Origin of the sequence: Emcibacter nanhaiensis (assembly GCF_006385175.1) — a bacterium.
Classification (GTDB): Bacteria; Pseudomonadota; Alphaproteobacteria; order Sphingomonadales; family Emcibacteraceae; genus Emcibacter; species Emcibacter nanhaiensis.
In genome coordinates, this window is sequence record NZ_VFIY01000016.1 from 66,488 (window position 1) to 87,500 (window position 21,013).

Annotated in this window: 19 protein-coding genes (1 of these 19 only partly in view); 6 read left to right on the plus strand and 13 right to left on the minus strand. The window is 55.8% G+C overall.

The window, feature by feature from the left end; translation table 11 throughout:
• Positions 1-25 precede the first annotated feature (25 nt).
• The 3 genes from trxB to FIV46_RS13780 form a co-directional block, all read right to left on the minus strand.
• Positions 26-964 (minus strand): thioredoxin-disulfide reductase, encoded by a 939-nt coding sequence (gene trxB / locus FIV46_RS13770; protein ID WP_139941521.1) that lies wholly within the window; start codon positions 962-964, stop codon positions 26-28.
• 135 nt (positions 965-1,099) lie between these two features.
• Positions 1,100-1,699 carry an HPF/RaiA family ribosome-associated protein gene (locus FIV46_RS13775; RefSeq protein WP_139941522.1) on the minus strand — a complete coding sequence of 200 codons (600 nt, stop codon included), beginning with the start codon at positions 1,697-1,699 and terminating at the stop codon, positions 1,100-1,102.
• Between the two features lie 58 nt (positions 1,700-1,757).
• Positions 1,758-2,576 (minus strand): class II glutamine amidotransferase, encoded by an 819-nt coding sequence (locus FIV46_RS13780; RefSeq protein WP_139941523.1) that lies wholly within the window; start codon positions 2,574-2,576, stop codon positions 1,758-1,760.
• A gap of 67 nt (positions 2,577-2,643) precedes the next feature.
• Between FIV46_RS13780 and FIV46_RS13785 the strand changes: the two genes are divergently transcribed.
• Positions 2,644-3,141: a hemerythrin domain-containing protein gene (locus tag FIV46_RS13785; protein WP_139941524.1), complete on the plus strand. Its 498-nt coding sequence runs from the start codon at positions 2,644-2,646 to the stop codon at positions 3,139-3,141.
• Between the two features lie 68 nt (positions 3,142-3,209).
• Entirely contained in the window at positions 3,210-4,628 is a 1,419-nt protein-coding gene (locus FIV46_RS13790; RefSeq protein WP_139941525.1) for a preATP grasp domain-containing protein, read from the plus strand.
• Here the strand turns inward: FIV46_RS13790 and FIV46_RS13795 are convergent.
• The 6 genes from FIV46_RS13795 to FIV46_RS13820 all read right to left on the minus strand — a co-directional run bounded on the left by FIV46_RS13795 (position 4,625) and on the right by FIV46_RS13820 (position 10,915).
• Positions 4,625-5,641, minus strand: coding sequence for a glycosyltransferase family 4 protein (locus tag FIV46_RS13795; protein WP_139941526.1), 1,017 nt, complete (start codon positions 5,639-5,641; stop codon positions 4,625-4,627). The genes FIV46_RS13790 and FIV46_RS13795 overlap by 4 nt on opposite strands.
• Complete coding sequence (locus tag FIV46_RS13800) at positions 5,641-6,474, minus strand: UDP-2,3-diacylglucosamine diphosphatase (protein WP_219846131.1); 834 nt, start codon at positions 6,472-6,474, stop codon at positions 5,641-5,643. The genes FIV46_RS13795 and FIV46_RS13800 overlap by 1 nt, the downstream gene beginning before the upstream one ends.
• 90 nt (positions 6,475-6,564) lie before the next feature.
• A complete protein-coding gene (locus tag FIV46_RS13805) occupies positions 6,565-8,196 on the minus strand; it encodes a long-chain fatty acid--CoA ligase (RefSeq protein WP_139941527.1) in 1,632 nt (543 codons plus the stop codon).
• Between the two features lie 106 nt (positions 8,197-8,302).
• Complete coding sequence (gene arsJ, locus FIV46_RS13810; protein ID WP_139941528.1) at positions 8,303-9,532, minus strand: organoarsenical effux MFS transporter ArsJ; 1,230 nt, start codon at positions 9,530-9,532, stop codon at positions 8,303-8,305.
• Between the two features lie 2 nt (positions 9,533-9,534).
• Positions 9,535-10,572: an ArsJ-associated glyceraldehyde-3-phosphate dehydrogenase gene (locus FIV46_RS13815; RefSeq protein ID WP_139941529.1), complete on the minus strand. Its 1,038-nt coding sequence runs from the start codon at positions 10,570-10,572 to the stop codon at positions 9,535-9,537.
• A gap of 1 nt (position 10,573) precedes the next feature.
• The gene (locus tag FIV46_RS13820; RefSeq protein ID WP_139941530.1) at positions 10,574-10,915 is read right to left on the minus strand and encodes an ArsR/SmtB family transcription factor; all 342 of its coding nucleotides are present in this window, start codon (positions 10,913-10,915) and stop codon (positions 10,574-10,576) included.
• Between the two features lie 184 nt (positions 10,916-11,099).
• Here FIV46_RS13820 and FIV46_RS13825 point away from each other — a divergent pair, with 184 nt between their 5' ends.
• The 3 genes from FIV46_RS13825 to FIV46_RS13835 all read left to right on the plus strand — a co-directional run bounded on the left by FIV46_RS13825 (position 11,100) and on the right by FIV46_RS13835 (position 14,756).
• On the plus strand, positions 11,100-13,685 hold the full coding sequence (locus tag FIV46_RS13825) for a DEAD/DEAH box helicase (protein ID WP_139941531.1): 2,586 nt from the start codon (positions 11,100-11,102) through the stop codon (positions 13,683-13,685).
• Between the two features lie 40 nt (positions 13,686-13,725).
• Positions 13,726-14,145, plus strand: coding sequence for a GFA family protein (locus tag FIV46_RS13830; protein ID WP_181163245.1), 420 nt, complete (start codon positions 13,726-13,728; stop codon positions 14,143-14,145).
• Between the two features lie 98 nt (positions 14,146-14,243).
• Positions 14,244-14,756, plus strand: a complete 513-nt coding sequence (locus FIV46_RS13835; RefSeq protein ID WP_139941533.1) for a hypothetical protein — start codon at positions 14,244-14,246, stop codon at positions 14,754-14,756.
• A 3-nt stretch (positions 14,757-14,759) separates the two neighbouring features.
• Here the strand turns inward: FIV46_RS13835 and FIV46_RS13840 are convergent, their stop codons facing one another.
• Complete coding sequence (locus FIV46_RS13840; protein ID WP_139941534.1) at positions 14,760-15,308, minus strand: gamma-glutamylcyclotransferase family protein; 549 nt, start codon at positions 15,306-15,308, stop codon at positions 14,760-14,762.
• A 170-nt stretch (positions 15,309-15,478) separates the two neighbouring features.
• Between FIV46_RS13840 and FIV46_RS13845 the strand changes: the two genes are divergently transcribed.
• On the plus strand, positions 15,479-17,116 hold the full coding sequence (locus tag FIV46_RS13845) for an ATP-binding protein (protein ID WP_139941535.1): 1,638 nt from the start codon (positions 15,479-15,481) through the stop codon (positions 17,114-17,116).
• Here the strand turns inward: FIV46_RS13845 and murD are convergent.
• The 3 genes from murD to FIV46_RS13860 form a co-directional block, all read right to left on the minus strand.
• Positions 17,105-18,427: a UDP-N-acetylmuramoyl-L-alanine--D-glutamate ligase gene (gene murD / locus FIV46_RS13850; protein WP_139941536.1), complete on the minus strand. Its 1,323-nt coding sequence runs from the start codon at positions 18,425-18,427 to the stop codon at positions 17,105-17,107. The two genes, FIV46_RS13845 and murD, sit on opposite strands and share 12 nt — an antisense overlap.
• Positions 18,408-19,751 carry a MurL-like N-terminal domain-containing gene (locus tag FIV46_RS13855; RefSeq protein ID WP_139941537.1) on the minus strand — a complete coding sequence of 448 codons (1,344 nt, stop codon included), beginning with the start codon at positions 19,749-19,751 and terminating at the stop codon, positions 18,408-18,410. The genes murD and FIV46_RS13855 overlap by 20 nt, the downstream gene beginning before the upstream one ends.
• A 102-nt stretch (positions 19,752-19,853) precedes the next feature.
• Positions 19,854-21,013, minus strand: the 3' portion of a protein-coding gene (locus tag FIV46_RS13860; RefSeq protein WP_139941538.1) for a sensor histidine kinase. The gene runs 139 nt beyond the window's last position; 1,160 of the gene's 1,299 nt are visible here — the last part of the coding sequence; its start codon lies beyond the right edge, outside the window; the stop codon is at positions 19,854-19,856.

Sequence of the window (21,013 nt, forward strand, 5' to 3'; positions counted from 1 at the left end):
TTTGGATGGGCAATCTGTCTGGCAATTAATGTGCGAGATATTTTTCCGCTTCCAGGGCCGCCATGCAGCCCATGCCGGCGGAAGTGACTGCCTGGCGGAAGATATCATCGGTCACGTCACCGGCGGCATAAACGCCTTCCATGCTGGTCTTGGTACTGTCCGGCGCGGTGATCAGATAGCCGTTGTCCTTCATGTCGAGCTTGCCTTTAAACAGTTCGGTCGCCGGGGCATGGCCGATGGCGATGAACAGGCCGTGGATCGGAATTTCCCGGGTTTCGCCGGTCTTGGTGCTTTTCAGGCGCACGCCGGTCACGCCAAGCGGATTCTCGTCGCCGAGAACTTCGTCCAGTTCGTGATCCCAAATCACTTCGATCTTTTCATGGGCGAGCAGGCGGTCCTGCAGGATTTTCTCGGCCCGCAGCTCGTCGCGGCGGTGGATCAGGGTCACCTTGCTGGCGAAGTTGGTCAGGAACAGGGCCTCCTCAACGGCAGTGTTGCCGCCGCCGATTACCGCCACTTCCTTGTTGCGATAGAAGAAACCGTCACAGGTGGCGCAGGCGGAAACGCCAAAGCCCTTGAATTTTTCCTCGCTGGGATTGCCGAGCCAGCGGGCCTGGGCGCCGGTGCAGATGATCAGCGAGTCACAGGTGTAAACCTGGCCGCTGTCGCCCTTGAGGGTGTAAGGCTTTTTCGAGAAGTCCACATCGATGATATAGTCGGCCACCATCTCGGTACCCACATGTTCGGCCTGCTTCTGCATCTGTTCCATCAGCCAGGGACCCTGGATCACGTCGGCAAAGCCGGGATAGTTTTCCACGTCGGTGGTGGTGGTGAGCTGACCGCCGGGCTGCATGCCCTGGATCAGAAGGGGTTCCAGCATGGCACGGGCTGCATAAATGGCAGCGGTATATCCGGCGGGACCGGAACCTAGAATAATAAGTCGCGAATGCCGTACATCTGACATCTGGGAACTCCCTGTTAAAATAATTCCAAAGTGTAAGATAAGTTATTTAGGGAAAGGTAGACATTTTGTCCAGACCTTTCCCTTTCGTGGAATGAGGTTTGCTCAGGTCACCCTCGACCTCTGATCCGGCCGGCGTTAGCGTCCGCTGCCCTGCCGCTCTGGCTCGTCGACGAATTTAAGCTCTCCGGTCGCCTCGACCGTGCTGGCCTGGGGACCCTGATCACTTTCCTCACTGTCCACGACGACCCTCACCGCACAGCCTTCCGTCAGGGCATCAAATCCCTCTCCAATGACACTGTTGCGGTGAAAGTAGATTTCCCGTCCGTCTGTCATTGAGATGAATCCGTATCCCTCTTCGGGCAGGAGTTTGCTGATACGGCCCTGGGGGGGCATCTCGTGATGCTTGATTTCACCGCGAAGCTTGCGGGCATATTCTTCAAGCTGGCGGGCCATGGCATTGAAGGCGTCGTTCAGGGTCGGCAGAAGTTCTTCGTGGCGCTCGTGGGTGCCGGGGGCCTTGCTGACCACCAGTTTCTTGCCTGGCACGTTGACCTCGATGGTGACGTGAAATTCATTACCCTTGACGTGGTGTTTATGATTTTTGGAAACAATCACCTTGGCATCTGTCATATGGCGAAAAAAGCGCTCCAGCTTGGTACTTTTTTCCTTGATCTGCTGTTCCATTGCCGGGCTGGCGTCAAGACTGTCGAACACAATCTGGATGGGTTGTTCCATGGTATTTGCTCCTTTGCGTTTTTTACCACTTTCCGACTCTGACGTGGGGATTTCATTGTCATGGATCAAGTGGCGTAATTTTCAACAGGGGTTTTTCCAGTTCTGCCTTCCATATGGACCTTTCCGGGACTTCCGTCCATTTTTCATGGGTCAGGGGTTCCGAAGCAATGATAATGGCCTTGTAGTCTTTTGAAGGATCATGATGGATATGGGGAAATCCGCATATTTCACAATCGTAGAGACCACTCCGGACGACAAATACAAGTGATCTGCCAAGCCTGGATCCGGCCAGTTCTTCACCGTTTGACAATATAATATTTAAGCCGGGTCGGGCCTCAGGGTCAATCTCCAATGCCCAGGATTCCGCATCCTGGACGACCTTTCTGACAATTCGGGAGATTTCCGGCTTTTCCTCTCTGTCAATCAGGGTACGGGCATAGCGGAAAAGATGTTCGCTGTCGGTTTCACCCTTGATTTGATTCCGGTGCTCCGGCGCCGTGGCGAGGAGAATTTTTTCTCTGACCTGGTCGAAGTTGGGCACCGTTCCATTGTGGGCGAAAACCCACCTTCCGTCACAGAAGGGGTGGGTGTTTTCCAGTTTGGCCCCGCCGACAGTAGCCCGGCGGACATGGGCGATGACCGTATGGGCATAAACCTTTGTCGCCGCCCGCTGGAAATGTTCGCCGTGATAGGCGGCCCAGGCCTGTCGTTCCGTCTCGGGAATATGATTCTGGTAGGCAGCCAGGCCCCAACCGTGGCTATGGCTGTATCCTTTGAGGTCGCTTCGACTTTGTGCCATCAGGGCATTCTGGGAATGGACCAGGGTGCATTCCACCTTGGTCGGTTCTGTCGCCATAAACCCGTATAATCTGCACATTGCTTGATCCTGGTCATTGCTGGGAATCTTATGCCGTCTATGATAATAACATATAGTGGAGGCGACCATGACACCTAACAGCAAGCAGAAACTTTTTGACGCGTTCCGGGAAGACCATGCACTTCTCGGTCGGGGCCTGCATTCGCTTCGGGAAAGGCTTGTGGCGCGGGATTGGGAAGGCGCCCGCCATCAGGCTCAACAATTGAACCGCGAGGCCGGCGCCCACATCGCTTTTGAAGAGGAAGATTTCTATCCTGCCCTCAAAGCTTTTCTGGACGAGGAAGAGGTGGAGGAAATGTACAGGGATCATAAGGAGGGTTTGCGGCTCGTTGCCGATGTTATGGATGCGCCGGACGAGGATTTTCAATCGGACCAGAGGGCCTCTGATTTTGTCACTCGTGTTGATCATATGTCAGATCATGTTTCTGAATGCGGTGAACTGTTCGGCGCCATGGGGGGGCTGGATGAGGAGGATACCAAAAAACTTCTCGAGCGATTGGAATACTGGCGGAAGGTCGCCCCTTCCTGGTCTGGGGTTGCCGGGCAATCCCAGACACCTGAATAATGGCTACGAAACCTGCAGGAACAGAGTGTTCTGCTCCCTGGCCAGTTGTGCCCTCTTACGATTTTTGTTTGCCCGAGAAGGCCCGCAGCAAGGTCAGGGAGCTTGCGAAAAAAATGCTGGCGGAAAATCCGCAGTTTGATGCGGGTTTGTTTGTCGGGGAAGGCGTGGTGTCGGGCTGGAGTTCCGGTCCCAGCGTCTTCTTTGAAGATCATCGTGACATCCTGTTGACCACCGAGGAAGGCGCCAGGGATTTCGAATATCGCTCCCTGGCCTTGGCGGGCGACGGGGATTTCTACTTATTGTCCCGTGATCGGGACAGAAATTATGAACGCTATCTCCGGGAATTCCCTGCTCTCGGCACCCCTGAAATCCTGCAACTGACTTCCCGAAAGGGACAAAAGGCAGAAACACTCGCGGCAAAATGTATTCGCGATCCGGCAATAATGGAGCGCCTGGTTAAACGGACGCGGGAGGCAGGGGGATTAAATCTTGTGCCTTTCATCAGCACAGGGGACGCCTGGTCCCTGGCCCGATCTCTGGCCAGGGAGTCCGAAGAGACCATCCGGGTAGCCGGTCCCCTGCCGGACTTGAGCAGGCTGGCGAATGACAAATTGTGGTTTGCAGAGCGCGTCAGGGAGGTGATCGGTCCTCAGGCGCTGCCGCCAACCTTTGCTGAATATAACCTGTCTGCCGCAGCCGCCCATATCAGGAAACTGGCCGGGGAAAATAAACATCTGATGGTCAAACTGACCAATAGCGGCGGGTCGATGGGAAACCTTTTGTTTCCCAGCGACAGATTCAACGGGCACAGTCTGGAGGAGATCCAACTTCAGTTGCAGGCCCATCTGATAAATATCGGCTGGCGTCACCAGTTCCCGATATTGCTTTGCGTCTGGGAGCAGCCGGTGACGGACAATCCTTCGGTCCAGGTGTGGATTCCTGACGCGAAGGAAGGTCCGCCTGTGATTGAAGGCGTTTTTAATCAGTTTCTCATTGGCGACCGCGGTGAATTCGTTGGGGCCGAACCGGCTCGCTTGCCGGAAGAAATCATGGCAAGCCTGCTTGAACAGGGACAACGGCTGGCGCTGCTTTTTCAGTTTCTGAATTATTTCGGACGAATCAGTTTTGACGCCATCGTTCTGGCAGAAGAGGCGGGTGGGGGCAAGATTCACTGGATCGAATGCAATGCCCGCTGGGGCGGGGTGTCTATCCCCATGACCCTGTTAAACCGGTTGAGATTTTCCGAGAAACCGGGGGCTGCAGTCTGCGTCCAGAAATATCTGTATGGCCGCCATGCCCGGCCTTTTCCGGACATTATTGCGGCCCTCGGGAGCTGGCTGTTAAAACGACCGGAGAGAGAGTATGGCGCGGTATTCCTGCAGCCGACCGGAGGACAGCATCTGAACTTTATGGTTCTGGAGGAGAGCAGAGAGCAGGCCCTGAATCTCGCAAAAGAAATCACAGGAATCTGTCTGGAGAGTTCCTAGGCTGCTTTCCGGGTATCCCCGATCAGCACCAGGTTGTCGAGGAACTGCTGGGCGCAATTTTGCCAGGAGAAGCTGCTGGCATATTCACGGCAAAAATCGGGGGAAATTTTGAGCGCGCCTTCCACGGCCTTCCGGAGGTCATGGTCGAGGACGCCGGCACCGCTGTCGCCAATGACGTCGATGGGTCCGTTGACGGGATAGGCGGCCACCGGCACGCCGCAGGCCAGCGCTTCCAGCAGCACCAGGCCGAAAGTGTCGAACCGGCTCGGGAAGACGAACACATCGCCGAGGTTATAATATTGGACCAGTTCCTCGCCGAATTTGGGGCCGGTGAAGATGGCGTCGGGATATTTCTTTTTCAGGTTCTCCAGATCCGGGCCGCCGCCGATCACCACCTTGGTGCCGTCCAGATCCAGGTCGAGGAACTCGTTGATATTCTTTTCCAGCGACACCCGGCCCACATGGATATAGACCGGACCTTTGAGCTCCATGATCTTTTCCCCGGTCGGGCGGAACAGACTGGTATCGACGCCGCGGGTCCAGTCCATCAGGTTGGTGATGTTGAAATCCCTGAGTTCCTGTTTGACCGCTTCGGTGGCAACCATGACGCCGGCAGAGGCGTTATGGAACCAGCGGATCACTTTGTAGCTGAGGGCGCGCGGAACGCGCATTTTCTGGTAGAAATAGGTCGGGAAATTGGTGTGATAGCTGGTGGTAAAGGCCAGATTTTCCTTGATGCAGACGCGGCGGGCGGCGCATCCCAGCGGTCCTTCGGTGGCGATATGAACGGCGTCCGGCTGCTCCCGGTCAAGATAGTCGCGGATGTTTTTGGCCGCAAACAGGCTGAGGCGCACCTCCGGGTACAGCGGGTTGGGCAGGGTGAAGCAGTCGCCGGGGGTGATAAAATCAACCTGATGGCCGAGCTCGGCGCATTCGGTCTGCAGCTGGGTCAGGGTGCGGACGACACCGTTGACCTGGGGCGGGGCGGCGTCGGTAACAATCAATATCTTCATCAGGCCACCAGGGTTTCCATGTCTTTTTCTTCTTCTTTGTTTTTGCTTTTCTTTATGTCTTTATCCAGGTTGAGCATGGCTTTGCGTTCTTCGGCCCAGTTGATGATCTCGAAGGTGCCGTCGATATTTTCCACCAGCGCGGTACAGCTTTCCACCCAGTCGCCGTCATTCATATAGACAACCTCGTCGATCATCTTGATCTGGGCGTGGTGGATATGGCCGCAGATGACGCCGTCCAGCTCCCGTTTGCGGGCTTCCTGGGCCAGGATGTCCTCGAAATCGGTCATGAATTTGACCGCATTCTTGACCTTGAGCTTGAGGTAGGCGCTGAGCGACCAGTAGCCGAAGCCCAGCTTGCGGCGGCAGAAATTGTATAAGTTGTTGAGCTTCAGGGCGGTCTCATAGGCCCAGTCGCCGAGCCTGGCGAGCCATTTGGCATTGAGGATCACGCCGTCATAGGCGTCGCCGTGCACCACCAGGTATTTCTTGCCGTTGGCGTCCTCATGGATCACCTCGTTGACCACTTCGATACCGCCGAGGTGGCTGCCGAGATAGTCGCGCAGGAATTCGTCATGGTTGCCGGTAACATAATACATGGTCGCGCCCTTGCGCACCTTGCGCAGCATTTTCTGCACCACGTCGTTATGGGCCTGGGGCCAGTACCAGCCCTTTTGCAGGCGCCAGCCGTCGACGATATCGCCAACCAGGTAAATGGTGTCCGCGTCATGATATTTGAGGAATTCGAGAAGATATTCGGCCTTGCACCCCTTGGTGCCGAGGTGAATATCAGAGAGGAACAGCGACCTGTACTTACGCTTGTTTTCTTTCAGCAATGATTCTTACCCTTTTGCCTGATACAGGTTATTCCTATCAGGCAAATATGACACCGGGCGGAAAATTTTATGGCGTTATGATGACAGAAATCATCCCAGAGTACGTCCCCTGAACATGGCTCGAAGCTGCATTTTCTGGATCTTGCCGGTGGCGGTATGGGGCATTTCGTCGATGAACTCCACCTCGTCGGGCATCCACCATTTGACGATTCGGTCCGAGAGGTAATCCAGCACCTCCTGCCTGGTCGGGCTTTTGCCCGGGACGGCGACACAGATCAGCAGCGGCCGCTCCTGCCATTTGCTGTGCGGCAGACCGATCACCGCGGCCTCGGAAATGTCCGGATGGCCGACGGCGGCATTCTCCAGGTCGATGGAGGAGATCCATTCGCCGCCGGACTTGATGACATCCTTGGAACGGTCGACAATGGTCATATAGCCGTCCGGGTCGATGGTGGAGACGTCGCCGGTATCGAACCAGCCGTCTTCGTCCAGCACCGTCACGTCATCGCGGCGGAAATAGCCCTTGGTGATCCAGGGACCGCGCACCATCAGCCGGCCGAAGCTTTCGCCGTCCCGCGGCAGCTCCTGGCCGTCTTCGTCGATAATCTTTATGTCGATGCCGAAGGCGACCCGGCCCTGGGTCAGCTTGCGGGCCATTTTCTCGTCGTCGGAAAGGCCTTCATGCTCGGGCAGCAGGTGGGCGACGGTGCCGATCGGGCTCATCTCGGTCATGCCCCAGACCTGCAGCACGGTGGCGCCGAAGCTGCGCTCCAGTTCCTCCAGCATGGAGCGCGGCACCGCCGAACCGCCGATCAGAAAATGTTTCAGTGGCAGGCCGGTATAGTCACGGGACGGCAGGCTTTTGACATGATCGAGCAGGCCGAGCCACACGGTCGGCACGCCGAGCACCTTGGTGCAGCCCTCGCTCTCGATCAGGTTGAGGATATTCTCGCCGCCGGCATCATCGCCGGGAAACACCAGCTTGGCCCCGGTCATGGCCCCGGCGTAGGGCAGGCCCCAGGCGCTGACATGGAACATGGGCACCACCGGCAGGATGCTGTCGCGGCCGCCGATGTCGAATACCTCCTGCTGGGTGAGGGAGAAAGTATGCAGGATGGTGCTGCGGTGGCTGTAGAGTACGCCTTTGGGATCGCCGGTCGTCCCGGAGGTATAACAAAGTACCGCGGCGGTATTCTCATCGAACTCGGGCCAGTCGTAGCTTTCCGGCTCGCCGGCGATCAACTCCTCGTAACAGATCGCATCGGGCAGGCTCGTGTCCGGCATCTCATCGGCAGAGGCGAGCAGGATGAAACCCTTTACCGCCGGGATCTGGTCCCGGATATTTTCCAGCATCTTCACGAAGCTCAGGTCGACAAACAGATATTTATTTTCCGCATGATTGATGATGTAGGTGAGCTGCTCCTCGAACAGGCGGGGGTTGATGGTGTTGAGCACCGCGCCCATACTGGAGATGGAGTAGTATATTTCCAGGTGGCGATAGCCGTTCCAGGCCAGCGAGCCGACCACATCGCCGGGGGAGATGCCGAGCCTGGCCATGGCATGGGCCAGCTGTCCCGCGCGCCGGATCACTTCGCCATAGCTGCTGCGGTGAATGTCGCCGGAAAGGGTCCTGGAAATGATTTCCCGCCTGCCATGGTTGAGCGCCGCGTGGGTCACCAGCGATGAAATCAAGAGTGGCCGGTCCTGCATCAGTCCAAACATTATCTACCTCCATTTTTGTGCGTTGCCGCATTGTGCCAAAAAAGGAGGACGGACGGAGCATAGACCTAGGTCCATGCCAGAGAGGCCGGAATCTGAGAAGGGGGGATCAGGCGGCTTGCGCGTGAGGAATGCGGGGCAGGAACAGGGTGAACAGGGCGGCCATCAGCAGCATGGCGCCGGAGACCAGCAGGCAGACCATGAGCCCGCCCCACTGATAGGCGAGGCCGGACAGGATCGTGCCCAGCAGCCGTCCCGCCGCATTGGCCATATAATAAAAGCCCACATTGAGCGCCACATGGTCGCGTTCCGAATAGCGCAGGATCAGGTAGCTGTGCAGGGCGCTGTTGACGGCAAAGATGATGCCGAACAGGGCGAGACCCGCCAGCACGATGACGGTGAAGTCAAGCCCGGTCCGGCCGAGCAGCACCATGGCGAAGGGGATGGCGGCGAGCAGGACAATCCAGCTCAGGCCGCGCAGACCGGACCCCGCGCGCAGGACGGCGGGGGCGCCGGCCTGGACGAAGCCGTAACCGATCACCCAGGCCGCCATCAGGGTGCCGGTGGCGGTAAAGCTGAAGCCGGCGATGTCATAAAGGAACAGCGGCAGCCCGACCACGAACCAGACATCCCGGGCGCCGAACAGGAACAGCCGGGCGGCGGACAGGATATTGATGTTGCGGCTTTTCGACAGGATGGCGGCGAATTTGACCTTGCTCTTGAGCTGGCCGAAGCCGCGGGGCAGCACCAGCGGGCAGGCGAGCAGGACCCCCGCCAACACCGCCGCCATTACATAGAGGGAGGGGGCATAGCCGAGCCAGCTCAGCAGGAAGCCGCCGAGGAAAAAGCCCACGCCCTTGAGGGTATTCTTGGAGCCGGTCAGCAGCGCCACCCATTTGAACAGCGCACCTTCTTTTCCTCCCTCCTCTTCTGAGGGCACGATCAGCTTGAGCGCGCTCTTGGCGCTCATCTTGGTGAAATCCTTGGCCACCCCGGCCAGGCCCTGCACCAAAAGCACATAGAGCACTGAGAAGGAGACCGACCAGGCGGGATTGAGCAGGGAGAGCAGCAGCAGGGCCGCGACCTGCAACGTGAGCCCGAGATAAAGGGTGAAATTGAGCCCGAGCCGGCTGCCGACCCAGCCGCCAATGAGATTGGTGACCATACCCATCACTTCATACAACAGGAACAGGGTGGCGAGCTCCAGCGGGCTGTAACCCAGGGCATGGAAATGCAGCAACACCAGCATGCGGAGCGCACCGTCACTGAGGGTGAAACCCCAGTAGGCGGCGGTGACGACGCTGTAGTTGCGCCAAGGATTAGGGGAGGTGGCCGACATGATTATTCCGGCAGCGTATCGGCGACAAGCCGGGCGAGCTCGCCCATGCGATTGACATAACCCCATTCATTGTCATACCAGGCGTAGATTTTCACCTGGGTGCCGTCGACCACCATGGTCGAGGGGGCGTCGATAATGCTGGAGCGCGGGTCATCCACATAGTCGATCGAGACCAGTGGCTTTTCCTCGTAACCGAGGATATCCAGCAGGCTGGATTCCGACGCCTCGCGCAAAAGTGCGTTGACTTCCTCCGCCGTGGTCTCGCGTTCGACCTCGAATACGCAGTCGGTGAGCGAGCCGTTGAGCAGCGGCACCCGCACCGCGAGGCCGTTGAGTTTGCCTTTAAGCTCCGGATAGATCATGGTGATGGCGGTGGCCGAGCCGGTCGAGGTCGGGATCAGCGACATCAGGCCGGAGCGGGCCCGGCGAAGATCCTTGTGCGGCGCATCGACCATGACCTGGGTGTTGGTGACGTCATGGATGGTGGTGATGCTCCCGTGACGGATGCCGAGGTTTTCCTGGATCACCTTGACCACCGGCGCCAGGCAATTGGTGGTGCAGCTCGCGGCGGTGACGATGTCGTGCCGGGCGGGCTCGTATTGCTCGTGATTGACGCCCATGACGATGTTGAGGATGTCGTCGCGCTCTCCCTTCACATTGTTTTTTACGGGGGCGGCGACGATGACTTTTTTCACGCCTTTATCCAGGTAGGTCTGCAACTGCTCCGGCTTACGGAAGGCGCCGGTGCATTCCAGCATGATGTCGATATTCTCCAGCTCCAGGCTCTCGAGATCATCATGGAAGCTCATGGGGATGACATGGCCGGCGGCAACAAGGCTGTTGTCCTCGAAACGCACATCCTGGTCCCAGCGGCCGTGCACACTGTCGAATTCCAGCAGGTGGGCGGCAGTTTCGCTGGTGCCGTCTCTTTCATTGATCAGGCAGATTTCGAGCCCGTCGCCCAGTGCGGGCCGGTCAAGCAAAACACGCAGCAAAAGCCGGCCCATGCGGCCAAATCCGTTAAGGGCGATGCGGGTCATGTCACTTTTTCCCTTTGATCTTGCGGGTGGTTTGCTCGACGGAGAGGCAGATCTCGCCCGAACCCTGGCAGCAGTCCTCGACCAGGAAACCGAGGAATTTCTCGAGCTTGGCATAATTGGCGGTATAGATGATCTGCCGCTGCCGGCGCTCGGACGAAATCAGCCCGGCCTGTTCCAGTGCCGACAGGTGATAGGACAGGGTGGAGTTCGGGGTTTTCAGCTTTTCCGCCAGTGTCCCCGCATTGAGGCCCGCGCGCCCGGCCTTGACCAGAAGCCGGAACAGGCTGAGTCGGGTTTCCTGCGCCAGGGCAGAGAGCATATTTACCACAGTTGTTTCTTTCATGATTTTATATTTCCAGAAATATGGAAATAAAACAAGAGAGAAAGTTTATGAATCATTTTTATTAGCAGAGTTGAAAAACACCATCATCGCATTAGATAGAAATAATGGCTTAACCTTCTACTAAAAGTATTTTCTGGGGAGTGGGGCTTTTAGAAATCTCCATCTCTCAAATAGGGGAATTCCTATGGCGTTTAAAAAAGCAAAAAAAGATATATCTGTTCCGGCGTCGCCTGAAGAACTGTTTCTGGAACTAAGTGCACGTAAATACTCTAATGTTCTTTTGCACCAGGGTGAAATGTTAAGAGAGTATGCAAGGATGGGGATAGATCCCACAGATGTTGCTCTTGAGTTGCCTACAGGAAGTGGAAAAACGCTGGTTGGTTTGCTGATCGCAGAATGGAGAAGAAGGAAGTTTAAAGAGAAAACCGTTTTCCTGTGTCCAACCAAGCAGTTGGTAAACCAAGTAGTCGAGGAAGCAAAAAATAACTATGGGCTTAATGTAATTGGTTACACGGGTTCAGCTAGGAATTATACACCCGAGCAAAGAAGTAACTACACATTTAATAACAGTGTATCGGTAACCACTTATAGTAGTCTCTTTAATTCGAATCCTTTTTTCCGTGGTGCTGATTTACTTATACTTGATGACGCCCATGCTTGTGAAAATTATATAGGAAAATATTGGTCATTATCAATTGAGCGCTTGAATGAAAAACACAAGCGTCTGCATGAGCTTGTGTCAAATTTGATTAACCCGTTCTTGCGCCCAGTCGATCAAGACCGGTTGGTTGGTAAATTTCCAAAACCAGCTGATGCTTCTTGGGTGGATAAAATACCGTCTCGGAATTTCAATGAAATAAGGGATATGCTTTATTCCTTATTGGAAACACATGCTGAAAGCGCTGAACTAAACTATTCATGGCAGGCCCTAAGGAACAATTTTCATTCCTGCCATATTTTTATTTCTTCATCGGAAATTTTGCTTCGTCCGACGCTATTTCCAACTTGGGAGCACGATGCTTTCTCATCTCCCAAGCAAAGACTATACATGTCAGCTACTTTCAGCAAAGGAGGAGATTTAGAGAGAATTACGGGAAGAAGTAATATCTTGAAAATACCTGCTCCAGATTCTTTTAAGCTACACGGCATTGGTCGACGTTTTTTCACTTTTCCCGATTTAACGTTGGATGAATCTAAATGCGATGATCTTGTTGAAAAACTGATGCTTAAGGGAGGTCGATCTCTTTATCTTGTGCCCAGTTTACAGCAAAGAGAGAAAGTCGTTTCCAAAATTTCCAAAATCCCAAGTATAAAAATTTATGATGCAAAGTCTTTGGAAGAATCCAAAAAGAGTTTTATTGATGAAAATCTAGCCGCAGCGGTTTTAGCTAATAGATATGATGGGATCGATTTTCGAGGTGAAGCCTGTCGTCTTTTATTCGTTGAGGGGCTACCAAGAGCTATGAATCTGAATGAGCGTTTCTTGATGGATAAAATGGCTGCATCCATAATATTCAATGAGCGAGTTCAGACCCGAGTGGTGCAAGCAGTTGGACGGTGCACTCGAAGCTTGGAAGATTATTCTGCTGTTGTGATCCTAGGGAAAGATATTCCAGATTATCTCATCAATGAAAAAAATACTCAGTACTTACATCCAAATTTGCAGGCAGAATTAAAGTTCGGCAAAGAACAGTCGAATGAAATGTCTTTGGATGATTTCCTAGAAAATATGGGCATCTTTTTAGAGCATGATGAGGATTGGTTTGAGGTTGAGGAAGAGATAATAAGTTATCGTAATGACGCGGAAGCAAATGATTTCCCTAGCATAGATATCTTGCAGGAAAGTGTGCGAAGCGAAATACAGTATCAGAAGCACTTCTGGAATAGCGATTATGAGAAAGCGGTTGAGGCGGCAGAATTAATTTTAGGCATTATAAACGGGCCGTCTGGGCTTAGAGGTTATAGAGCTTGGTGGCACTATCTGGCTGGATCTGCATGTGATCTAGCGAGCGAGCTAAACCCAAGTTATAGGGATAGGGCAGAGGAACACTACAAGAAAGCTAGGGATGCTGCACCAACGCTTCAATGGTTAATTCCTTTGAGTAGAAAACAAGCTTCTTCGGAATCAAATGCGTCTACAAGTGATATTTTTCAACTGACTAATATCGAAAATTTGATCGACCATATGGGACCTAAAAATCATATCAAATTTGATGCACACATAAAGTCCATTGTAGATAATATCTTATCCAACGAATATTCGGTTTTTGAAACTGGTTTGAAGCAGTTGGGTGAGTTGCTTGGTTTTGATGCTTACAATGAGGAGACTGACGGAGCACCAGATGGTTGGTGGATATCGGATGACCAATGTATAGTATTTGAAGCTCATAGTGATGGTGATTCAGATACGACGCTTGGCTCTAAAAAAGCTAGGCAAGTTTCTAGCCATCCAGATTGGTTGAGGGAAAACAAAAAAATCCGAGACGATGTAAGCGTGATAAGTGTGTTAATAACACCATGCACCAAAATTAACGAACAAGCTCACGGTCTATTGGGTGAAAGTTATTATTATAACTTAGAAAAGTTTCGCACATGGGCTTGCGGCGCTGTACGTGCGATAAAAGAAGTTCGTGCAAGTTTCAATAATCCCGGTGATTTAGTGTGGCAAGCTGAAGCTCTGGAAATTCTCGGTAGACGAGATGTCCTGGTATCCGAGATTGTAGCTGATATTTCATCTAGACCTTCAAAGATTGAGTTGGAAAAAGTTTAGCAAATTAAACAAATAGTTAGCAATGTTTAACGAAGGAACCATGACCAGAAAAGCACAATGTTGTTGCGGGGCCTGTGTGGTGGAAGTATCGAGCGAGCCCGCGCTGCACGGGGTCTGTAACTGCAACAACTGCAAGAAGAGGACCGGCAGCGCCTTTGGCATCTCGGCCTATTTCTGGGCCGAGGACGTCCGGGTCGTCTCGGACAACACCGCAATCTATGCGCTCAGTAACGATCACGGCAAGCAGGAACGGCATTTCTGCCGCAACTGCGGCACCACGCTCTATTGGCAGGTGGAGATCTTTGCCGGCATGACCGGCGTCGCCGGCGGCTGCTTTGCCGAGGATCCGCTGCCCGACCCGACCTTTTACGCCATGCTGGACAATAAATGCGCCTGGGTCAGTTTTTCCGAGCAGATGAAAGCGGGCCTGAAGCCCGAGGACATCCCGACGAAAAACTGACCGCTTCCGTGCTGGTCCATAACAGAACATGCTGATATACTTACCTGAATTTGTTCGGCGGTCGTTCGGAAGGGCCGCCCTGTGAAAGGAAGACTGACATGCGCATTTTGACTTTGGTGATTTTCGCCCTGGTGCTGGCGGTGCCGGCAACTCTGGTGCAGACGGCAGGGGCCAGCGCCCGGCCGTTCGAGAATCCCGGTGATGAGGGTACGAAAATTCATCAGAAGGACAGGGCGGACCAGGCCCGTGAGCGGGAAGAAGAAGCCCGTGAGCATCGTCAAGAGGTGGAGGAACAGGCTCGCGAGCGTGAAGAGGAAATGCGCGAACATCGCCAGGAGATGGAACAGCGCCACCGGGAAGCCGAACAGAAGCGTGACAAGATGCACAAGGAACGGGCCAGGCTCGAAGAGGAATATCAGCGCAACATGAACAAGGCTCAGTCCGGCTATGAGCGAGACATGGAGAAAGCCCGGCGCGAGAGCAACCCGGAAAAGCGGGCGAAGAAAATGGAAAAGGCCCGGGCCAAATTCGAGAAAAAACGTCAGAAGGCGGAGCGGAAATATCAGCAGAAAATGGAAAAACTGCGCGAAAAATCTCACAAGCCCGACTAAGGACTAGCCTGCCCCGGGGCGCAGATTGTGATAGCCCGCGGCCCTGAGAATTTCATGGGCCTCCTTGCGGCCCGGGTGGGCCTCGTCATGGTGGGGCGCATGGCTCTGGGCCCGGAAACGGGCGACATAGTCTTCGGGCATGTCATGATGCAGTGTGCCGGCCAGCACCAGCTGCAGATACCAGTCCCAGGGCAGTAGATCCTCGGCCCGGTGTTCGTCCGGGGCGATATAGGTGCGGCAGCTGACGGCCTTTTGTCCGCCAAGCGTCACCACCTCGAAATCGTCATGGCGGTCATAGCCATAGCCTCTGCCTTCAAAACGGTCGAGCGCCGGCTGGTCGTCCCTATGAAGCTCGAACAGGGCGCCGATCACTTTTGAATTCCCGGCCTCAAAAATTGTTGCCTTTCCGGAACGATCCTGGCCGATCTTGGAAAAATCGAGGCCGAAGCCCTCGGCTGTCGCCACCCCGAGGAAGCGGGCGCTGGGGCAGCGGGCCTCAAGCCGGTGCGGCAACAGGTTCGATCCATAGGCAAAATAGGTAAAGCGGCTCATGGTCTATAGATGGGAACTCCGGGCCACGGGGTCAAGCCGGTGCGTCCCGGCAGCGGGGGAAGTCTGTATTTATTAATTTTGTCTTAACTGTTATATATTAGTTCTTAAAGTGATGTTTATGAGTAGAAGCGCGGCAGTTACGCGCGCTTTTCCAAAGTGGAAGTTTCCCGGTGGTTACACAGTCTCATTTCAAGATTTTCCGGTCTTTCGCCAAAGAGTTGATCCGGCTTCCCGCCAAAAGCGACCTGATCTGGTATATCGCCGAAGAAGTGGTGAGCCAGCTCGGCTTCGAAGACTGTGTCATTTATGAATATGATCCGGCCCGGAACATTCTGGTCCAGGTTGCCGCCCATGGCGATAAACAGGCGCCGGACCACAAGATTGTCAGCCCGATCACCATCCCTTACGGCCAGGGGATCACCGGCTATGTCGCCAAATCCCGTAAAAGCGAAATTGTCAACGATACCACCAGCGACGAGCGCTATATTGCCGACCTGCGCCATATGCAGTCGGAAATCACCGTGCCGATCATTGATGAAAACCGGCTGTTCGGCGTGATTGACTGCGAAAGCAGCGAGAAGGGATTTTTTAACGCGGAGCATCTCGAATTTCTCGAGACCGTTGCCTCGATGCTGGCGTCCCGGCTGTCGCAGTGGGAAGCGCTGGAGGCCCTGAAGCAGAGCAAGCGGGTGCTGGCCGTAAACGAGGCGACCTATCGGTCCTTTTTCCAGTTGTCGGAAGATCCGATGATGCTGTTGAACAAGGACGGTTTTTTGCTGTGCAACGCCGCCGCCGCGAATGTTTTTCAGTATGCTTCGCCGGAAGAAATGCAGGTGCTTCACCCCGCTGATGTGTCACCGGAAATTCAGCCCTGCGGCACACCCTCGGCCCAAAAAGCGGCGCAGATGATGCAGGCCGCCTTTGACACGGGCTATCATCGCTTTGAATGGATGCACCAGAAAAAATCCGGTGAAAAGTTTCCGGTCGAAGTCACCCTGTCGGCTGTTCCCTTTATGGGACAGCCCGCCCTCTATGCCGTGTGCCGGGATATTACCGAAGCCAAAAAGAATGAGCGCGCCACTGCCCTGGCGCTCGAGGAGGCCCGGGCCGCGAACATGGCCAAGTCCCGCTTCCTGGCCAATATGAGTCATGAACTGAGGACGCCGCTCAATGCCATCCTCGGTTTTTCCGATGTGATGAGGGACAATGTTCTGCAACAGGATATTTCACCGCAATATATGAGTTATGCGGAAAATATCTATGCGTCGGGCGCCTTCCTGCTTGACCTGATACGCGACATTCTTGACTTGTCGGCCATTGACGCCTGCGAAAGAAGGCTCGACAGGGAAAATGTCGAGACGGACTGGATCATCGCCGAAGTCCTGTCGGTCATGACGATCCTGGCCGAACAGAAGGATATCACCATCGAGACCGATACCGCAAACGCCCCGTCGCGCGTCTGGTGCGACAAGCGGGCGATCATCCAGATCATCGTCAACCTGCTGTCCAATGCGGTAAAATTCAGTGATCCCGGCACCAGGGTTTTCCTGAAAATCGAGCAGCGTGACGACAGGACCGTCCTTTCGGTCACCGACCGTGGCCGGGGTATTGCCAGGGATAAAATCGGCGATGTGGTCAAACGGTTTGAACGGGGCCATGTCGATCCCCAGATTTCCCAGGAAGGGATCGGCCTCGGGCTGGCGATTGTGGATTCCCTGGTCAAGCTGCATGACGGCACCATGGAGATCGACAGCGAGACCGGCAAGGGCACCCGCATCACCATCTCCCTGCCCGGCTCAGCCGCTTGAGGCCAGCTCCATAAATTTATCGCCCCGCTCCTCGAAGTTCTTGAAGCCGTCATAGCTGGGGGCGGCGGGGCTGAGCAGGATCAGGCCGCCTTCCGGCGTGACCTCGCGGGCGAGCTTCACCGCGGCGGCCAGATCCGCCACCCGTCTCACCGGGCAATCCGGGCAGCTCCGCTCCACTTCATCGGCCAGCCGGTCGCCGGTCTCATAGGCGGTGATCAGGGCGTTGAGCCCGAGCCGCGAGATGGCTTTGGCCAGTTCGGTGAAATCCTGTTTCCGGTCCTGGCCGCCGGCAATCAGGGTGATCCGGTGTCCGGCCAGCGCCTCCAGCGCCGCGGCGGTGGCCTCCGGCGTAGTGGAAATGCTGTCATTGATAAATTGATGCGGCCCGGTTTGCGGCAGTTTCTGCAGCCGGTGCCGGAGGCCGTGGAAGCTTTTCGCCGCTTTGAAGCAGGCTTTGAGGTCGAGGCCCAGCACATCGCAGATGGTCAGTGCGGCGCAGAGGTTTTCCTTGTTGTGCCGCCCGGGCAGGGGGAACTCCTCCAGCAGGCCGATCACCTGATGGCCCTTCTCCAGGTGCGGGCCCTGCAGGTGCAGGGCGTCCGGGGTATTGAACCAGTGCACCTTGTGACTGCGCGAGACCAGCTTGCGGGTCAACGCATCCGCGGCGTTCAGCACCACGTCTGAGTCCGGAAACTCGACCAGATGTTTCTTGTCCCGGTAATAGGTATCGTGATCGCCGTGCCACTGGATATGCTCCGGGAACAGGTTGAGCAGCACGGCAATGTCGGGGGCATGCATGAGATCGGCGGTCTGGTAGCTGCTGAGCTCGATGACATAAAAGTCGGCGCCCGGCTCCAGGTCGAGCAGCGGCACGCCGATATTGCCGCCGAGCTCCACCTTTTTGCCCAGCGTCTTGAGGATATGATGGACCAGGGCGCTGGTGGTGCTTTTGCCGTTGGTGCCGGTGACGGCGATGGTGGTGCCGCCCTTGTTGTCTTTGGCATGGTTCGCAAACCAGATGTTGGTGGCGGAAGTGATTCTGACACCCGCATCCTTGAGCGCCCTGACTTCCGGCTTGTAAAGGCTTATACCCGGCGATTTGATGACCACGTCAAAGTCTTTGATATGGTCCGGCAGGTCCGCCTCTGTCAGGAAGCGGGTCCCGTCCGGCAGGTTGCCGTTGAAACGGTCGGCAATGACCGTGACCGGCTTGTCCGGAAACCGGGCGCGCAGCCATTCCAGCATCGAATGGCCCTCCTTGCCCAGGCCCCAGACGGCGATCCGGGCGCGTTCAAGCTCCTGCAAAGTCATCGAGAAGCTCCTTGTAGGCCGGGGGCAGCTGGTGGTTGGGGCTCATTTTCAGCGCCTCCTGTTCCAGTGCTTTTGGGGTCAGGCCCGGTTCACTGATTTCTGCGGCCAGCGTGCCGACCAGCCTGCTGTGCTGCCAGTCCGGCTGCAGGGCGAGGCTCTTCATGATCAGCCGGCATTCGGCAATCTCGCCGACGCATTCGAACGGCTTGTGGCCCTCGAGCCCGCAGAGTTCGCGAAAGCCGGGCTCCTGGGCCGGGTCGTCGAGCATGTCATGGCCGAAAATCGCGACGAGTTTTTCTTTGCCGACAAAGGGCGCCAGCGCCAGATAGACAAAGCGGCATTTGGGGCAGTCGCAGCACCAGCCGTACCGGCGCACGCCTTCATCGATATGGAAATTGCGGTTGCAGCTTTTGAACACGTCGAAATATTGCGGCGCGCGGGCAAACAGGCAGGCGATGCCGGTCTCGCTCAGCGGCCGCAGCAGGGAGAAATAGGTCAGCCCTTCAAGGACATGGGCCTGCAGGTAGGCGGTGAAATCCCGTTCGAACTCCAGCGACTTGCTGTACTGGTGATTGATCTCCAGCCCGTTCCAGACCATGTTGCCTTCGTTGGCCGACTGTTCGTTGGACATGACGATATGGTCATAGCCATACAGCACTGACCCCGCCGCCATGACAAAGGACAGGATGCCGGTGATCGGCACATGACCGTTGAGCGCGCCGCGCTCATTGAGTTCGAACAGACGCGGATCCAGCTTGCGCCGCATGATGATCGGATCGGGGATCCCGGACCGTTCCATCACCTCCAGGATCGGGCGACCCGGATTGACCGCCAGCAGCCGCTGCGGCTTGCCCGCATGACGCAGAGCCTCGATACTGACGATGCTGTCCTTGCCGCCGCCCACCGGCACCGCATTCATATTCGGCAGTTTCAGCTGCGCTGCCTTTGGCGCGACATCGGCGCTGACCGGAAAATTGATCCGTTCCCGGAGGTCCAGGTCATTTTCGACGGCAAATTCACCGAGGCCCATCAGGTAGAATTTGCTGAAGAAATCCGCCTCGGCCCGGCTCAGCGGTCCCGTGTTGACCTCGATTTTCGCCGGGCACCAGGCTTTGTAATAACTGATTCCGGCCGCCAGGTGCAGCTGGCGGAACAGGGCGGTCAGCGCGTCGGTCTCCTCCGGACTGAGGCTGGTGCGCGCGCCCTCGAAGCGGATTTCCTCGACAAACTGGCTGCCGTCGTCAAAGCCGTAGCCCAGCCGGAGCCGGCGTGTCGCCGGGTCATAGTGGAAATCTGAAAAGATGAAGGTCTCTGCTGTCGACATGGACTTTATTATTCTGGTTGATCCGGGCGAAATCAGGGCCGCCCCTCGGTTTTGGCGATCATAGCAGAAAAAAACCACGGGACCAGATGGAAATAGAGGCGTCTAATAGTGAATCACCCGCTCGGCCGGGAAGGTGAGCACGATGGTGGTGCCCTGATTGAGACGGCTCTTGAGGTCGATGCGCCCGCCGTGCATCTCGATCATCTTCTTGACCAGGGCGAGGCCGAGGCCGGTACCTTCGATGGTCCGGGTCAGGTGGGAACTGGACTGGGTGAAGGGTTCGAGGATATTTTCCTGGTCTTCTTCCGGGATGCCGACGCCGCTGTCCCGGACCATGAATTCCACCTCGCCCTGGGGCGAGAGGCCGGCCTTGACCTCGATGGCGCCGCCGGGCGGGGTGAATTTGATGGCGTTTGACACCAGGTTGAGCAGCATCTGTTTGAGCGAGCGCCGGTCGGCCAGCAGGTCCGGCAACGTGTCCGGATAGCTGCTGGTCAGGGTCAGCTCGTTTTTGCTGAGGGAATTTTTGACCATATTTTCCACGGTCATGATCACTTCGACCGCATCGACCACATCATCGCACAAATCAAAGCGGTCGGCTTCGATCTTGGACAGGTCGAGGATATCGTTGATGACATTGAGCAGGTGCTGACCGGCTTCGCGGATGTCGATCGAATAATCCTTATACTGGGGAATTTCGTGCGGGCCGAGGATCTCGTCGCAGAGGATGTCGGAAAAACCGATGATGGCATTGAGCGGTGTGCGCAGTTCATGGGACATCAGGGCCAGGAATTCGGATTTGGCCTGGTTAGCTTTTTCCGCAATTTCCTTGGCAAGGCGGAGATTCTCGGTCAATTCACTCATGCGCCTGGTCTGTTCATACAACATGGCTTCCCGGAGTGTGGTCGGGGCGACCTTGTTGACCTGGACCAGACAGTGGGGGCGGCCGTCAGTGCCGGCAACCGGCTTGACGGTGATGGAATGGGGCAGCGGAGCGGCGATATTGCTCCGTCCGTTGCTGTCCGGACAGACAAGCGGCAACGGATTCAAATTCATGTCCGGCGACAGGATGGAGCGGATACCGTGTTTCAGGGCGGCATGGATGGAGCGGCCGAGCTGGGCCTTGCCCTGTCCCGGAAACAGGTCGTCGATGGTGCTCCCTACTATTTCCCTGCAGGGGAAACTGCAGTAAGGGGAGAACCAGTCATTGACGGCCAGGACGGTTTTCTCCGGTCCAAGAAGAATGATACCCGCTTCCAGCC